General features: G+C 63.8%; 14 protein-coding genes. 10 read left to right on the forward strand and 4 right to left on the reverse strand.

Going from position 1 to position 15253, the window contains the following annotated elements; all coding sequences use genetic code 11:
* The first annotated feature begins 93 nt into the window (after window positions 1–93).
* The 5 genes from LG047_RS08465 to LG047_RS08485 all read left to right on the forward strand — a co-directional run bounded on the left by LG047_RS08465 (window position 94) and on the right by LG047_RS08485 (window position 4915).
* Complete coding sequence (locus tag LG047_RS08465) at window positions 94–573, forward strand: PTS sugar transporter subunit IIA (protein ID WP_227966287.1); 480 nt, start codon at window positions 94–96, stop codon at window positions 571–573.
* Between the two features lie 8 nt (window positions 574–581).
* Complete coding sequence (gene bioB / locus LG047_RS08470) at window positions 582–1559, forward strand: biotin synthase BioB (RefSeq protein ID WP_227966288.1); 978 nt, start codon at window positions 582–584, stop codon at window positions 1557–1559.
* Between the two features lie 492 nt (window positions 1560–2051).
* Entirely contained in the window at window positions 2052–3242 is a 1191-nt protein-coding gene (locus LG047_RS08475; protein ID WP_227966289.1) for a glycosyltransferase 61 family protein, read from the forward strand.
* Window positions 3242–3829, forward strand: a complete 588-nt coding sequence (locus tag LG047_RS08480; RefSeq protein WP_227966290.1) for a sulfotransferase family 2 domain-containing protein — start codon at window positions 3242–3244, stop codon at window positions 3827–3829. Before LG047_RS08475 ends, LG047_RS08480 begins: the two co-directional genes overlap by 1 nt.
* Before the next feature lie 240 nt (window positions 3830–4069).
* A complete protein-coding gene (locus LG047_RS08485; protein WP_227966291.1) occupies window positions 4070–4915 on the forward strand; it encodes a shikimate dehydrogenase in 846 nt (281 codons plus the stop codon).
* A 66-nt stretch (window positions 4916–4981) separates the two neighbouring features.
* Here the strand turns inward: LG047_RS08485 and LG047_RS08490 are convergent, their stop codons facing one another.
* Both LG047_RS08490 and LG047_RS08495 read right to left on the reverse strand, forming a co-directional pair.
* Entirely contained in the window at window positions 4982–5503 is a 522-nt protein-coding gene (locus LG047_RS08490) for a phasin family protein (RefSeq protein ID WP_227966292.1), read from the reverse strand.
* A gap of 24 nt (window positions 5504–5527) precedes the next feature.
* A complete protein-coding gene (locus tag LG047_RS08495) occupies window positions 5528–5887 on the reverse strand; it encodes a phasin (protein ID WP_036283817.1) in 360 nt (119 codons plus the stop codon).
* A 323-nt stretch (window positions 5888–6210) separates the two neighbouring features.
* On the opposite strand from LG047_RS08495, the gene LG047_RS08500 reads away from it, so the two are divergent.
* Both LG047_RS08500 and LG047_RS08505 read left to right on the forward strand, forming a co-directional pair.
* Window positions 6211–8862, forward strand: coding sequence for a HAMP domain-containing sensor histidine kinase (locus tag LG047_RS08500; protein WP_227966293.1), 2652 nt, complete (start codon window positions 6211–6213; stop codon window positions 8860–8862).
* A gap of 87 nt (window positions 8863–8949) precedes the next feature.
* Window positions 8950–9864 (forward strand): restriction endonuclease, encoded by a 915-nt coding sequence (locus tag LG047_RS08505; RefSeq protein WP_227966294.1) that lies wholly within the window; start codon window positions 8950–8952, stop codon window positions 9862–9864.
* A gap of 44 nt (window positions 9865–9908) precedes the next feature.
* Here the strand turns inward: LG047_RS08505 and LG047_RS08510 are convergent, their stop codons facing one another.
* Window positions 9909–11549 (reverse strand): B12-binding domain-containing radical SAM protein, encoded by a 1641-nt coding sequence (locus LG047_RS08510; RefSeq protein ID WP_227968459.1) that lies wholly within the window; start codon window positions 11547–11549, stop codon window positions 9909–9911.
* 98 nt (window positions 11550–11647) lie between these two features.
* Here LG047_RS08510 and LG047_RS08515 point away from each other — a divergent pair, with 98 nt between their 5' ends.
* Genes LG047_RS08515 through LG047_RS08525 form a run of 3 tightly spaced genes read left to right on the forward strand, consistent with a single transcriptional unit; the run spans window position 11648 to window position 14160 of the window.
* Complete coding sequence (locus LG047_RS08515; RefSeq protein ID WP_227966295.1) at window positions 11648–12424, forward strand: LamB/YcsF family protein; 777 nt, start codon at window positions 11648–11650, stop codon at window positions 12422–12424.
* Entirely contained in the window at window positions 12425–13165 is a 741-nt protein-coding gene (locus LG047_RS08520) for an allophanate hydrolase subunit 1 (protein WP_227966296.1), read from the forward strand.
* Window positions 13162–14160, forward strand: a complete 999-nt coding sequence (locus LG047_RS08525; protein WP_227966297.1) for a biotin-dependent carboxyltransferase family protein — start codon at window positions 13162–13164, stop codon at window positions 14158–14160. The genes LG047_RS08520 and LG047_RS08525 overlap by 4 nt, the downstream gene beginning before the upstream one ends.
* On the opposite strand, the gene LG047_RS08530 is transcribed toward LG047_RS08525, so the two are convergent.
* The gene (locus LG047_RS08530) at window positions 14161–14985 is read right to left on the reverse strand and encodes a DUF5765 domain-containing protein (RefSeq protein WP_036283832.1); all 825 of its coding nucleotides are present in this window, start codon (window positions 14983–14985) and stop codon (window positions 14161–14163) included.
* Window positions 14986–15253 lie beyond the last annotated feature (268 nt).

The raw sequence follows: 15253 nt of genomic DNA on the forward strand, positions 1-15253 counted from the left end.
CGGCACTTGTTCCAAACCGCCCCGCCGCTTATAGACCACCCGCGGCCAAAATTCGTCAATCACCCGCGCTCTCGCGGTCTACACGGTCACGTCATGCTCGACACTATGGAAATCGCCCTTTTCTCCGGGCTCGGACTGTTGTTCGCCATTGGCCTCGCCGTCCTTTCGCGCTGGTCGAAGACGCGGCCGGGGCTGCTCGCGGCCTATGCGCTCATCGCCGTCTCCTTCCTTTACGTCGGCTTCGCCATCCGCGCGGAGAATTACGAGACCTGGATCGGCTTCGAGATGACCGCCGTCGCCTTCTTCGGCACGCTCGCCGGCCTGTCGATTGTCGGGTCCCCCTGGTTCGTCGTCGCGGGCTTCGCGCTGCATCCGTTCTGGGCGCTTTACGTGCATTATATCGGCGCGGGCTCGGCCTTCGCCCCAGCGCCCTTCGTGCTGGCGACCGTCGGCTTCGACGTGGGCGCACTGCTCTATGTGGGTTATATGGCGTTGCGCGGACGCGCCGACGTCAAGGCGCAGACCGCGGCGCCGGAGCGAAAGCTCGCCGCGCGCTCGCAGAACAGAAAGTGAGCTGCGGCATGAACGCTCCCGCCGACTTCAACATCCGCCACGACTGGACCATCGACGAGATCGTCGCGATCCACGACCTGCCGCTGCTCGACCTCGTCGCGCAGGCCAACGCCGTCCACCGCCGTTATCATGACGTCAACGACGTGCAGAAAGCGGCGCTCCTCTCGATCAAGACCGGCGGCTGCCCGGAGGATTGCTCCTACTGCCCGCAGTCGGCGCACCACCGCGAGGTCAAGCTCGACCGCGTCGATCTCATGCAGACATCGGACGTGCTCGACGCGGCGAGAGCCGCGAAGGAAGCCGGCGCCGATCGTTTCTGCATGGGCGCCGCCTGGCGCTCGGCTCCCCGGGACAAGCGTTTCGACGCGGTCATCGACATGGTGCGCGGCGTGCGCGAACTCGGCATGGAGGCCTGCGTCACGCTCGGCATGATCGACGAATCGCAGGCGAGGCGCCTCGTCGAGGCGGGGCTCACCGCCTACAATCACAATCTCGACACGGGGCCGGAATTCTACGGCGACATCATCACCACCCGCACCTATCAGGACCGTCTCGAAACGCTGAAGGCGGTGCGCGGCGCGGGGCTCGAAATGTGCTGCGGGGGCATCATCGGCATGGGCGAGAGCGTGCGCGATCGCGCCGGCATGCTGCAGATTCTCGCCGGCTTCGATCCGCATCCCGAAAGCGTGCCGATCAATACGCTCGTCGCCGTCGAGGGCACGCCGCTCGCCGAACGCGAGCAGGTCGATCCGCTCGATCTGGTGCGCATGATCGCCACGACGCGCATCGTCATGCCGAAGGCGCGCGTGCGCCTGTCGGCCGGTCGTTCCTTCCTGACTCGCGAGGCGCAGATCCTCTGCCTCGTCGCCGGCGCCAATTCGATCTTTTACGGCGAGAAGCTGCTGACGACCGGCAACGCCGGCGTGAACGAGGACGACGCGCTGTTCACCGCGCTAGCAGGGCGCGGAGCTTGCGCGCAGGCCTGAGCCGGGGCGCGCCCGACATTCGGGCGCGCATAGCAGCCGCTCCGCCGGGCTATGATCTCGGCGTCTGGCGTTACGGGTCGTGAACCAATCCGAAAACAAGACTTCGAGCGGCCGATGTGGTCATCGGACCGCATGACGATGCAATCGCCTCGCACGGGGACGACCTTCGAGTTCTGCCGGCGCCAAAGCCTCGGTTTGAAATGAAAGCCCAGAGCAAATTCGGTGAATTCCCGAAGTAGCCTGCCATTGGCGCGATAATTGAAGCAGATGTCGACCGGCTGTGGCGACGCATGAACCGTTTGTCGTCATGATGAGGTCGATCGGCTCCGATTTTTAGAGCGCGCCATTTCGACCGGCGGACTTTGCGCGGGTCATCGCATCTGTTCGACGACATTCAATTCCTTCAAATCATAACTTGCTGAAAAAATTAGATTACAATCCGCAAGGCCCTCCACTCCCGATGGTTGCAAAAGGGATGAGGCGCATGCTTATGTGGCTGATCGAAACGCGATCAACGCCTGTGGAGAAAACTGGATGCTCATCAGACGCATCGATGCGCCCAGGACAAATGCGGGCAACGTCGCCTCGACACTGCCTGATTCCTGCCAAGGCGACTTTCAGCGCTTTGATTTTGAACCTCCGCAGCCCCATCGTCACACACACTTTTTTTCTGTCCTGAACGCCAGGTCCATGGAGCCCTTCAAGAACGAACTCTGGCTTAATCGTAGTGGGCTTGGAGGCGTTTCGACGCTGATCGCCAGAAATATACGTGTCGTCGGGGCCAGCGTCCTATATTCGAAGGACGCCCTATTTTTGCCGGATGAGGAGTTCCCCGGCTACCTGGAGCAATTGTTCAGCAACCCCGTCAGGAAAAATAAGCACGATCAGTTCAACTCTGCGCCGCCGGATCTTGTTCTTGAGCATGCCTTCGTCATCAGTCATTTTCTTTCGAAAATTTATGGGCACTCCTTACTTGAGGTTTTTCCGAAGCTGGCGCTCGTAAGGCATTACTATGATCACGGCATGAAAATCCCGATTCTGCTCGGCCACTCCGAGCCGGGGTTCGTTGCTGATTTCATCCGCATTGCCATTCCCGATGCGGTCATAGTGGAGATGTTGAGTGAAGAGGGAGCCCTGGTGAAAAACTGCCTGATTCCTTCTCAATGTAAAATGTATTTGCTTACTCCCTTTCACAGGAATTTTTTCGACGAGCTGGCGAATAAATGCCAATCTTTATATGCTAACGACGTCATGCCTGACAAGATTCTCGTGTCGAGGGAGAACATCGCCGCCAATTTCCGCGACCTCGAAAATTGGGAGGAAATCAAGCGGATTGCAATAGATTATGGCTACTCCGAAGTGTGTCCCGAGAAATTGCCGCTGGCGCAGCAAATTTCCATGTTCGCCCGAGCCAAGAGCATGCTGGGTGAATATGGCTCAGCGCTGCATAATTCCATCTTTGCGCAACAACAAACTCACGTAATTGCGCTCAACTGGATTAACATGGTCCAGCAAGCAATCGGTCTCGTTCGGGGACAGGCAAATATTTTTATTCTCGGCGATGACGGCAAGCCGGTGCTGGCGCCGCCGCCTAATACGGCGGGCCCTATTCCCATCCAAAAATTCAGCGTGCCCTGCGACGTAGTTTCACAAGCGTTAGACTTTGTGAACGGAGAAATGTAATGCCGCTCTATAAGATGGACGGTAAGTTGGCGCTTTTTGTGCATGTTCCGAAGGCGGGGGGAACCACTATCGAATTTTGCCTTGCGCGCTACTGCGTTGGCTTTCTCGATCGAGAGTTTCGTCCGGGCGTCTTTCCATGTTCGCCTCAGCATTTTCACGGCAAAATGATCGAGCAGCTCTTCAATGTGAAAGAACTGGATTATATTTTCATGACCGTTCGCCATCCGGTTTCGAGGCTGAAGTCAGAATACAAGTGGAGACGCCGCTTCTTCAAGCTCGAGACTGAATTCAACGAATGGCTGGTTTCCAGCCTCGCCGCCTTTCAAAAAAACAACTTTGTCTATGACAACCATCTGCGGCCAATGGTCGATTTCCTCCTCCCTTCCGCGGAGGTCTTCAAACTGGAGGATGGGCTGAGCGCCGTGACGGCCAGACTGGAAGCTCTGATTCCCGGAACCAAACTAGCATTAAGTCCGAGGCACGAAATGTCGAGCGGCGATGCGCCCGAAAACCTGGTTCTATCGAAAGACGCTCTGAGCCTCGTCGAAAATATTTATCGCGAGGACTTTGATCGATTTGGGTATTGACATCGCCGCGCAGAATCCGACTCGCCGAGGAAGTTGATACGCCGTAAGTTCGATCGGATCGTGAGTGTCTTGCGGTCCTTGCGCGGCACACTGCTTTCGCTGAAATTCGCCCGCCTCGCCCGTTCCCCGGCTCGAACTTCCGGGCTGGCGAAACGGCCGGCCTCGCAGCAAGAATTATGGTCGCGGCATGTTCAACCATTGTATCGGTCGATATACGATCATCACTGACCGAGGGCCCCGATGCGATCCCACAACCACCGCTTTCTTCTCGCCGGCGTAATGGGCTGGCCCATTTCCCACTCGCGCTCGCCGAAAATCCATAACTACTGGATGAGCCAATACGGGATCGACGGCGTCTATGTGCCGCTCGCGATCGAGCCCGGCAAGCTCGAGGCCGCTCTGCGCGCCCTGCCGGCGTTGTGTTTCGCGGGCTGCAATCTCACCATCCCGCACAAGGAAGCGGCGCTGAACTTCCTCGACCGCATCGAGCCGGCGGCGGCGCGAATCGGCGCCGTCAATTGCGTCGTCGTGGGACAGGACGGCGAACTCATCGGGCGCAATTACGACGGCTATGGCTTCATCGCCTCTCTACGCGAAGCGGCGCCCGATTGGGACGCCGCGCGCGCGCCCTGCGTCGTTATCGGCGCCGGCGGCGGCGCGCGCGCCATCGTCTCGGGGCTGATCGAGGCGGGCGCGCGGGAAATCAGGCTGTTCAACCGCACGATGGAACGCGCGAAGGCGCTCGCCGCCGATTTTGGCGGGCCGGTCCGCGCCTGCGCATGGCAGGAGCGGCATGAGGCGCTGGCGGGCGCGGGGCTGCTCGTCAATACGACAAGCCAGGGCATGGTCGGCCAGCAGCCGCTCGATCTGTCGCTCGCCGCCCTGCCCGCGACAGCGCTTGTCGCCGACATCGTTTACGCGCCGCTGGAGACCCCACTTCTCGCAGAAGCGCGGCGGATGGGCGCGACGGCGGTCGACGGACTTGGCATGCTCATGCATCAGGCGCGGCCGGCCTTCCGCGACTGGAGCGGCGTCATGCCGGAGGTGACGCCGGAGTTGCGCGCGCTGATCGTCGCGACGCTGTAAGGTAAAAAAGGCGGCGCCGGCGGCCTGGAGACCGCCGGGCGCCGCCCGTAAAAGGCTGCGAGTTCGTTACGCTGCGCGCGCGCCGCACAGCGGCGCGACCGATACGGTCGCCATGCGCTGCGCGAGCGTCATGACTTCCTTCGACTGGCGAAGGAAGGCTTCGAAACGCTCGCCGGCGAAGCGCGACTGGAGGGCGGCGGCCTCCTCGAAGGTCTTCGCCCGGGCGATCTGCTCGGCAAGGTCGAGGAACGCCTGAGCGTTCTCCGCCCAGAGCTCGAAATATTTTTTCGACCAGAGCGACGCGTCGAAATCGAAAGCCGCGCTGAACTCCTGCGAATCAACCGATTCGGCGACCACGGGGGTCGGCAGAATCGCGACGGCGGTGGGTTCCGGCGCCTTGGCTTCGCTCACGATCTCTATTGTTTTCGCTTCAACCACGGGCGCGTCAGCGGCGGACGCCTCGGCGATTGCGTCTTTCGCGACCGTTGTATCCTGCGGCGCGGCCGCGGGAGCCTCCCGCTTCGTCTCCGCAGGCTTCGATTCGGCGGACTTCATTGGCTTTCCAGCATTGCTGTTCTGCGTCGCCATCTGATCGCTCCTTATGGTTGAAGATCAGGATTTGGTGGTCGTCGAACGCTGAAACGCGGCGCCGAGCTCCTTCGTCTGCTCCTGAATTGCGGTGAGCTGGGATTTCACGAATTCCGACTGGAGCTGGAAGACTTCCTGCGGATCCTTGGCGTGGACCAGCTTCTGCGCGAGATCGAAGGCGGCGTTGACATTGGCTTCCGCGAAGGAAAGCGCCTTGACGCCGACGTCCTTCGCGCCCGGCGGCACGATCGGCAGATCGGTCGTGGAGTTCAGCGCCTTCTGGGCGGCGCCGGCGAAACCTTCGAATGCCTTGCGCGCCTGCTCGACGCTCTTTTCCGCAAAATCGCGCACTTCGTTCGGAACCTGATAAATTGGATCTACCATGGACGTTGTCCCTCATTCATGTGTCGCCGCCCCTGAAACCAAGAATGGCGCGGCGCGCCCCGATTTCGACGCTCGGCCGATGGGCAGGAGAGACTCTGCCTGAATTGATGTTGCAATGCAATATAAATTGTGCGGCGCGTCAATCTGTCCCGCCGGCGCGCAAAAAAGTGGCGGAAATCCGTGAAGTGACATGGACCGCCTCGATTCGAGCGATTAAGTTCCTGTTAACTGGCAGCGCCAAGCCAAGGGCGGCGGTCTCCTCGTCCTGCTCGGCGTTGCGTCAGTCGTTCAGTGGAGTTCCGTCGATTGGGGCGGCAAGCGAGATGAGCGGTTCGGACGTGAACCTTGACGAGGGCGGTCTCGCGGCCAGGCGCATTGCGGCGGACCCCGCCTTTTCGGCGCTCGACGCCTCGGGCGCGCCGATCGTCGCCGCGAGCGGCGACCCGCTCGCCGTCGTCTACCTCAACGCCTCCGCACGCCACATTTTCGGCGAGGACGCCGAACGTCTCGGCGCGCGGCTGTTTTTCGGCGACGAACCAGGCGCCCGGCGCCTCGCCGAACTCGTCGAGTCGGTGCGCCATGGCGCGGCGTTGCGACTCGAGCGTCTGCGTTTTGATCTTGGCGACGAGCCCCGCACGATCACCGTCCTCTGCCGCAAGCTTGCGGGCGAGGACGGCGCGCCCTGTTTCGTCATCGCCGCGCTCGGCGTCCGGGCCGAAGCGCCGCAGGCGCTTTCTGCGCCGCCGGCGCCAGCCCCGGCTTCCGCTCCTGTCGCGTCCGGCGGCCTTTCCGCCGCGACGATCGCCCTTCGGGAGAGGCTCGTCGCGCGCCATGGCGCCCGCGCCCCGCGTTTTCTCTGGAAAACGGACGCCGCCGGCCGGTTCATCGACATCACCCATGTGCTCGCGGATGTGGTGGGTGAAGAAAGCGCCGATATTCTTGGCCGCCCGGTAGACGAGGTGGCGAGGAGCTTCTCGCTCGACTCCGCCCTGACGCAGGCCATCGCCGCCCAGAAATCCTGGAGCGGCGTCGACGTCGACTGGCCTCTCGAAAATCTTTCCGAACGCGTGCCGGTGACGCTCGGCGCCCTTCCGACGACCGATTCCGATCGCCGCTTCGCCGGTTTCCAGGGCTATGGCGTGCTGCATCTTTCGCGCGCCTATGTCGTCCCCGGCCAGCAGGCCGGGGCGGGCGCGGCGCCGCCACCCGAAAAGGAAAAGCCGCCGCCGTCCGCTCCCGCGCCGGAACGGGACGACATCGGCTATCGCGCCGACAATGTCGTGCCCCTGCGTCCGTCTGCGGCCACGCCGCGGATCGAAGAACCCCGCGACCCGGCGGCGGACGCGACGCTGACCGCCTCGGAGCAATCGGCCTTCGACGAGATCGCCCGCGCGCTGCTCGCGGGCGACGCCAGCGGCGATGACGCGGCGGGAACGCCCGCCGACGCGCCGGAGGAAACGGAATCCGCTCCGGCGGAAGCCGAACCGGCCGCCGCCCCCCGCGCCCGCGACCGCACGGTGGAGGAAGTGCTCGACCGCCTGCCGGTCGGCGTCCTGATCGCGCGAGGGGCGGACACGCTTTTCGTCAACCGCACCCTGCTCGACTATCTCGGTTACGCCGACCGCGCCGCCTTCGACACCTATGGCGGTCTCGCGCGCATGTTCTTCGGGCGCGGTCCGGGCGAGCCCAACGGCCACGCCGGCCCCGCCGCCGTGCAGTCGAGCGACGGCGAAAGGCTGGACGTCGACGTGCATTTGCAGACGCTCGAATGGGAGGGCGAGGCGGCGACGCTGCTGACCCTGCGCCGCAACCACCACCGCCCGCGCGGCCCCGACGAAAGCGCGCTGGCGCTCGCCCGCGAGATGGAGGCGCGGCTCGCCCGCGTGCGCGCAAACAATAATCTTCTGCGCGCCGTTCTCGAATCCGACGGCTCCGCGATCGCGATCGTCGGCGATGACGGGCTGATCGAAAGCGCCACAGCGGGCTTCGCCGCGCTGTTCGGCGCCGAGACGGGCGCCTTCGACGGGCTCCCTCTCGCGTCGCTCTTCGCGGCGCAGGAAGGGCGCACGATCGCCGGCCTCATCTCACGGGTGAAGAGCGAGCAGAACGAAACCGCCCGCCTCACCGCCCGGGCCCGCGGCGTTCCCATCGAGGCGTCCCTGCAGCGCCTGCCTGTCGGCGCCGGCAAGATCTGCGTGCGCCTGAAGGAGCCGGCGGCCGATCGCCGCAACGACGAACTGGAGGCCGCGCGCGTCGCCGCCGAACACGCCAGCGCGGCGAAATCCGACTTTCTGGCGCGCGTGAGCCACGAAATCCGCACGCCGCTCAACGCCATCATCGGCTTTGCGGAAGTGATGATGGAGGAGCGCTTCGGCCCGATCGGCTCCGAGCGCTACAAGGAATATCTCAAGGACGTTCACGCGTCGGGAACGCATGTGCTCTCGCTCGTCAACGATCTGCTCGATCTCTCGAAGATCGAGGCCGGAAAGCTGGAGCTTTCCTTCGAGCGCGTCGACGCCAACGCCATCATTTCCGAATGTGTGTCGATCATGCAGACGCAGGCCAATCAGGGCCGCGTGGTGGTGCGCCTCGCGCTCGCGCAGCGCCTGCCGCCGATCCGCGCCGACGAGCGCTCGCTGAAGCAGATTTTACTCAACCTTCTTTCCAACGCCGTGAAGTTCAACGAACCCGGCGGACAGGTGATCGTCTCTACCGCGCTGACCGAAGCGGGCTATGTCGTGATCCGCGTGAAAGACACGGGCGTCGGCATGTCCGACGACGAAGTGGAGACGGCGCTCGAACCCTTCAAGCAGATCGCAACCTCGCGCAAGGTGCGCGGCACTGGCCTCGGCCTGCCTCTGACGAAAGCGCTGATCGAGGCGAACCACGCGTCCTTCACGATCAAGAGCCGCAAGAACGAAGGCACGCTGATCGAAGTGGCGTTTCCTCCGCCGCAGGTGCTGGCGGCGGAGTGAGGGGAAGAACGCCGCCCAGCGGACCTTTGTAATTAATTGTAAGAGATTCATTCGCGGCGACGTACGAAGAAAAAGAAACATTGGCGCATGTCCATTCCTGATTATCAATCCCTGATGCTTCCGGTTCTTTTGGCTTGCGCCGGCGGAGAAACCCGTATCGGAGAAGTCATCGAGAAACTCGGTGATCAACTTGCGTTATCGCCCGAGGATAGGAGCCAGTTGCTGCCGTCAGGCGCACAAACGGTTTTCGCGAACCGGGTGCACTGGGCAAAGACATATCTCGGCAAGGCTGGCTTGGTGGAGAGCACTCGACGCGGTTATTTTCAAATCACGGCGCGCGGGCGCGAAGTCGTTGCAAAGAAACCCGTCCGGATCGACAATGCGTTTCTTCGTCAATTCGAAGAGTTCGAAAAATTTACACGGGGATCGCCTGAAAAAAGCTCGCATGACCAAGGTGCGAGCGAGCCGGCCGTTGAAGTCGAAGAGACGCCCGATGAACTCATGCGACTGGCGCACAAGAAAATTGAGGCGTCGCTCGCAAGGGACTTGCTCGAGCGCGTTCGCAAGGCGCCGCCCGATTTCTTTGAACGTCTTATTGTCAGTCTGCTGCTGAGCATGGGTTACGGGGGATCGGTGACGGACGCGGGTCACGCGCTCGGTCGAAGCGGTGACGATGGCGTCGACGGCGTTATCGACCAGGACGCGCTCGGATTGGATCGCGTCTATATACAGGCGAAGCGTTATGGCGGAGGCAATAGCATCGGATCGGGCGCAATTCGCGACTTTTTCGGCAGTCTGGATCGACATAAGGCGACAAAGGGACTTTTCGTAACAACTTCCGGTTTCTCTCCATCAGCCATCGAGACAGCTCAATATCTGAGCAAGCGCATTGTGCTTATCGATGGCGTGCAGCTGTCGAAGTTGATGATTCGGCACAATGTCGGCTGTCGCGTCGAAGACACGCTACAGATCAAAAAAATCGACGAGGACTTTTTCGAATAGTGGAAAAGAGGCGTTCGTCATTGAGCGAGCGAATCATTGCGCGCCTACCTCACCTTCGCCGAATAATTAGACGCGTTCAGCTTTCCCGCGCAGGCCTTGCGCGCATAGGTGATCAGATGCTTGGCGAGAATGCCGACGCTGATCACATCCTCGATCCGCCCCGTCTTGATGCGCGGCCAGGCGTAGTCCCAGAAAATTCGGCGATAGTTTGCAATGACGCCGAGCTTCCAGCAGATCTTGAACAGCATCGTGAATCCGCGCCGCACATTCTTTGGCGTCACCTGCCCCGGCGGGCGCGGACGCGGCCGGCGGTTGGGGAAAGTGTGCTGCGTGAGATGATGGTAGCGCGCAAAGAGCCGGGCGGGATCATAGGCGTGGCGCAGGCAATTGCGCCATGTCGCCACCGTCTCGTCATAGGACCGCAGGAACACGACATTCGACTCGCGCCCCTCGTCGTTGCACAGCCGCCCCTCCTTCTCCAGCCGGTCCCATAGCGGCGTCTTCGGCAGGGCCTGCAGCAGATTGATGGTCAACATCGGTATCTGCGAGGCTTCGATGAAGTCGATGATGCGTTGCTGCGTTTGCGGCCCGTCCGTGTCGAGCCCGACGATGATGCCGGCGACGACCTCCATGCCATGCGCATTGAGCCGCCGCACCGCCTCCAGAATCGGAAGCGTCATGTTCTGCTCCTTGTCGAGCGAAACGAGCGCATCCTCCTCCGGCGTCTCGACGCCGACAAAAATCGTCGTGAAACAGGCGAGACGAAGTTGCGAGAGAAGATCGTCGTACCGCGCGATATTGAGCGTCGCCTCGAAGGCGAAGGAGAGCGGGAAGGAATTCTTCTCCTGCCATTCGATGAGCACGGGCAGCAATTCACGCAGCGCGCGCCGATTGGCGATCAGATTGTCGTCGACGAAATAGACGGAGGTCGTCAGCCCGCATTCGCGCAGCTTGTCGAGCTCCGCCACGATGCGCTGCGGCGACTTCAGGCGCGGCACGCGGCCGTAAAGCCCCGGAATGTCGCAGAACTCGCAGCGATATGGGCAGCCGCTCGAGAACTGGATCGAGCCGATGAAATAGTTTTCGAAACTCACCAGCTCATAGGCCGGGATCGGAAACTCCTCGAGCGGCGTGCGCTCGCGCGTCTCGAATCTGATCTGCTTCTCGGGCCGCGCGCAATCGCGCGATAGGCGCGCGAAGAGTTCGCGCGTGGCGTCGCCCATCTCGCCGATGTGGAGATAGTCGAAATCGGGATAGAACTCCGGGCACGCCGAAACCGAGGGCCCGCCGAGCGCCGCGGGCTTGCCGTATTTTTGCGCGCGGCGGCGGATGTCGTCGATCTGGCGCCGCTGCACATGCATGCCGGAGACGAAGACCGCGTCCGCCCATTTGAAGTCGCTGCGTTTGGCGCGCGCAATATTCTCGTCGACGAAACGCGCCTCCCATCCTTCCGGAAGCGCGGCCGCGATCACGAGCAGCCCCTGCGGCGGCATGAAGGCGCGCAGTGTTCCGGTGATGTCATAGGCGTATTCGAGAGAACCGAGCGACGGCTCGTAGCGCGGGAAGACGCAAAGTATGCGGCGCGCAGGGCCTGAAAGCTCCGGCGAAAGCCCGACATTGTCGGCGCTGGCTTGATTGGCCGGCCCCGCGTCTACATTTTGTGTCTGGTCCGCCGCGTCGAGCATGACCCGCACACAAAGCCAATTCGCCCCTGAAAGCAATAGCGCCTGTCGCAAGCGCCCGCAAACCCTTAGAATGCGATTGTCCCACCCGCGGCCCGGCCATGACGAAAACCTCGCAATTCCTTGATCTCAACGCCGATCTCGGCGAAGGCTACGGTCCGTGGCGCATGGGCGACGACGCGGCCATGCTGGACGTTGTGACCAGCGCCAATGTCGCCTGCGGTTTTCATGCGGGCGATCCCGACATCATGGCGGAGACTTTCGCGCGCGCGAAAGAGAAGGGGGTGGCCATCGGCGCCCATGTCGCCTTTCCCGATCTTGCAGGTTTCGGGCGACGCGCGATGGCGATGACGCCGCGCGAGATCGAACGCGCCGTCGCCTATCAGATCGGCGCTGCGCAGGCGCTCGCGGCCTACGCCGGGCATCGCGTGACCCATGTGAAGGCGCATGGGGCGTTGGCCAATATCGCCGAGCGCGAGGCCGCCGTCGCCGACGCTCTCGCCAGGGCGACGCGCGCGGTGGACCCTGAGCTGACGCTCCTCGCCATCGCGCTGTCCGAACAGACGCAAGCGGGCGAACGCGCGGGGCTCAGGGTTGCGCATGAGATTTTCGCCGACCGGGCCTATGTGGACGATGGCCGGCTGCAACCGCGCAAGGAGCCCGGCGCCGTCATCACGGACAGCGGGCAGGCGATCGCCCGCGTGCGGGAGATGCTCGCGGAAGGCGCGCTCGTGACCATCACCGGCAAGCGCCTGCCGACGCCGATCGACTCGGTCTGCGTCCATGGCGACACGCCCCATGCCGTGCAGATGGCGCGGCGGCTGCGGGCGGCGCTCGAGGCGGAGGGTCTTGTCCTGCGCCCCTTCATCGAGGCCTGAATGCTTTACGAAAGCCCGCGCTTTTTCGACCAGGGCGAGGCGGCGCTGACGGTCGAGTTCGGCGACGCGGTCGATCCCGCGATCAACGCCCGCGTGCTGGCGCTGGATTCGGCGCTGCGCGCCGCGTCGCCGCCGGGCGTGAGAGAGACGACGCCGACCTATCGCTCGCTTCTGGTGCATTACGAGCCGCTGGAGATTTCGCGCGCCGAACTGATTGCGCGGATCGGCGGACTGCTTTCCCCGCTCCCCGACCCTGCCTCGCATGAGGAAACCGGCGCCGCGCGCTGGATCGTGCCCTGCTGTTACGATCCACAATTGGCCGAAGACATCGCAGAGGCCGCCGCCCTGCTCGATCTGTCGACCGACGCGCTCGCGCAGCTTCACGCCGGCGCCGACTACCGGGCCTACATGTATGGGTTCGCGCCCGGCTGGTGCTATCTCGGCGGCCTGCCGGCGCCGCTCACGATTCCCCGACGCCTCGCGCCGCGTGGGCCGACGCCGCAGGGCGCGGTGCTTATCGGCGGCGGGCTGTCGCTCGTTGCGACGAACCCGATGCCCACCGGCTGGTATGTCGTCGGCCGGACGCCGGAGCGCCTTTTCTCTCTCGGCCGGGAGCCGCCGTTCCTCGTCGCGCCCGGCGACATCCTGCGATTCGAGCCGATCGACGCGCATAGCTTCGCGACTCTCGAAGCGCGAGCCGGGCGTGGCGAGACCATCGCGCGGCGCGAGGACGCGGCGTGAACGCGCGGCTTCTCGTCCGCGCCGCCGGCCCCGGCGTCACCGTGCAGGACCCCGGACGCTTCGGCCATTCGCGCTTCGGCGTCACGCCCGCGGGGCCGATGGACAAGGCCGCCTTTCTCGCCGCGACGCGGGCCGTCGACGCAGCGGCGGCGATAGAGGTTTCGCTCGGCGGCGCGACCTTCGAGGCCGGGGGCGCGACGCTGATGGTCGCGCTCGCGGGGGGCGCATTCGATATTCGGCTCGACGGTGAGAAACTGCCCGTCGCCTGCGTAACGCCGCTGCCGCCGGGTTCGCGCCTGTCGGTGCGGGCGGGCGCCTCGGGCGCCTGGTGCTATCTCGCGGTCGGCGCGCGTTTCGAGCTCGCTCGCGCGCTGGGATCGTTCGCGACCCACGCCCGCTCCGGGATCGGCCCGAAGCCGCTCGCGGCTGGCGACGCCCTGCCGCTCTCGCACATTGCCGATCCCCCTTGCGAAGTTCGCGCGCTTCATGCGCCCGCGCTGGCGCGCGACGACGCGCCGATCCGCGTCATGCTCGGCCCGCAGGACGACTATTTTTCTCCCGAGGCGATTGCGGCCTTCCTCTCGGCGGAATGGCGCGTCGGCGCGCGCAGCGACCGCATGGCCTATGCGCTGGAAGGCCCGCGGCTCGCCCATTCGCGCGGCCACGACATCGTCTCGGACGGGGCGGCGATGGGGGCGGTGCAGATTCCGGGCTCCGGCGCGCCCTTCGTGCTGATGGCGGACCGCCAGCCCACGGGCGGCTATCCGAAGATCGCCTGCGTGATCGGCGCCGATCTCGGCCGGCTGGCGCAACTGCGGCCGGGGGAGCGCCTGCGCTTCAGGGCGGTGAGCTGGGAGGAGGCCGTCGCGGCGCGGCGGGCCCTTGAAACGGCGACGGCGGCGGAGGCGGATCTTCCGCCTCTCGCCGCCGGGCTTTCTTCCGAGGCGCTGCTGGCGACGAACCTCGTCAGCGGCGTCGTCAGCGCGCGGGACTGATTACTCCGCCGGCTCCTCGAGCTTCGCGAGGGCGGGCGCTTCCACGGGCGCCGCGACCGCCGGCGCATGGGCCGCCTTGCGGCGCTTCCACCACTTCCAGATCATCATCCACCACGGATCGCCGACATGGAGATGGTAGCGCAGCGGCGTCTTGATGATGGCGAGCACGAGGCCGATCGAGAACAGGCACCAGACGGCCGGCCATTCGTTGATGTTGCTGGTCGTCAGGCCCGCGAGGAATGGACCGGCGAGATAGGAGAACAGGGTGAAGCGCCAGCTGCCGATGAGGCTCGGGAGCAGGAAGGCGGTCAGCGGATAGGAGAGATAGCCGCGGCCGAGATAGGCGTTGTCGGCCATGCTGTTGCCGATGCCGTTGGTCGGAAGCAGCCAGGCGATGTGCCATTCGCCGCGCACCGTGCAGAGCACGTCGCCGCAGAGCGGACGGCCCGCCGCGCAATGCCCCGCCCAGCTGAACGGATAAAGCTGGATCAGCATGGCGATGGCGGAGAGGAAGCAGGCGAAATAGACCCAGGGCGCGATGACCCTGGCGCTGTCCTTGGGCATGAAATAAAGAGCGACGGCGTTAATAAAGAACGGCTGAAAAGTTATGTGAAGATAACCGAACATGGTCATCATCTGATTTAATGGCGAATCGCACTGGTTCAGCACAGAATAGGCGACCGCCTGGAGCGACTCCATGCTGGCGAAATACAGCAGGCAGACCCAAAGCGCCAGGGGCTCTGGGTCTTTCTTCAGCGCGGAATAGGCCGCCCCCGCGATTCCGGTGGCCGCCAATACAGTAGAGGCTTCTCCGCTCCAGCACATTGGGTGTCGTTTCCTCTTATTAATTGTCCCGTCCCGATACACTATCCGCCCGGCAGGGCAAACCCCCGCTTGACGCGGCGGGCTAAAATCCATGGCGGCGGCGGCTTCGTATTCGCCGGGGACGGCCTGGCGTGACGATTCAGGGTCGGGACAGTTCTCAAGCCCGGCGCGGCGGCTCCACCGCGCATCCCTCACCCATGCCCGCATGCGGACAATAAGGCCTCCGCCCCATTCGGCAAAATCGAAAGCCGGATGCGACGGAGGAAGT

This window comes from Methylocystis sp. WRRC1 (assembly GCF_020733155.1).
GTDB lineage: Bacteria > Pseudomonadota > Alphaproteobacteria > Rhizobiales > Beijerinckiaceae > Methylocystis.

Coding starts and splice junctions, on each gene's coding strand:
- LG047_RS08465 (WP_227966287.1), top strand. CDS start 94: ATGCTCGACACTATGGAAATCGCCCTTTTCTCCGGGCTCGGACTGTTG.
- bioB (WP_227966288.1), top strand. CDS start 582: ATGAACGCTCCCGCCGACTTCAACATCCGCCACGACTGGACCATCGAC.
- LG047_RS08480 (WP_227966290.1), top strand. CDS start 3,242: ATGCCGCTCTATAAGATGGACGGTAAGTTGGCGCTTTTTGTGCATGTT.
- LG047_RS08485 (WP_227966291.1), top strand. CDS start 4,070: ATGCGATCCCACAACCACCGCTTTCTTCTCGCCGGCGTAATGGGCTGG.
- LG047_RS08490 (WP_227966292.1), bottom strand. CDS start 5,503: ATGGCGACGCAGAACAGCAATGCTGGAAAGCCAATGAAGTCCGCCGAA.
- LG047_RS08495 (WP_036283817.1), bottom strand. CDS start 5,887: ATGGTAGATCCAATTTATCAGGTTCCGAACGAAGTGCGCGATTTTGCG.
- LG047_RS08500 (WP_227966293.1), top strand. CDS start 6,211: ATGAGCGGTTCGGACGTGAACCTTGACGAGGGCGGTCTCGCGGCCAGG.
- LG047_RS08505 (WP_227966294.1), top strand. CDS start 8,950: ATGTCCATTCCTGATTATCAATCCCTGATGCTTCCGGTTCTTTTGGCT.
- LG047_RS08510 (WP_227968459.1), bottom strand. CDS start 11,549: ATGCTCGACGCGGCGGACCAGACACAAAATGTAGACGCGGGGCCGGCC.
- LG047_RS08515 (WP_227966295.1), top strand. CDS start 11,648: ATGACGAAAACCTCGCAATTCCTTGATCTCAACGCCGATCTCGGCGAA.
- LG047_RS08520 (WP_227966296.1), top strand. CDS start 12,425: ATGCTTTACGAAAGCCCGCGCTTTTTCGACCAGGGCGAGGCGGCGCTG.
- LG047_RS08530 (WP_036283832.1), bottom strand. CDS start 14,985: ATGTGCTGGAGCGGAGAAGCCTCTACTGTATTGGCGGCCACCGGAATC.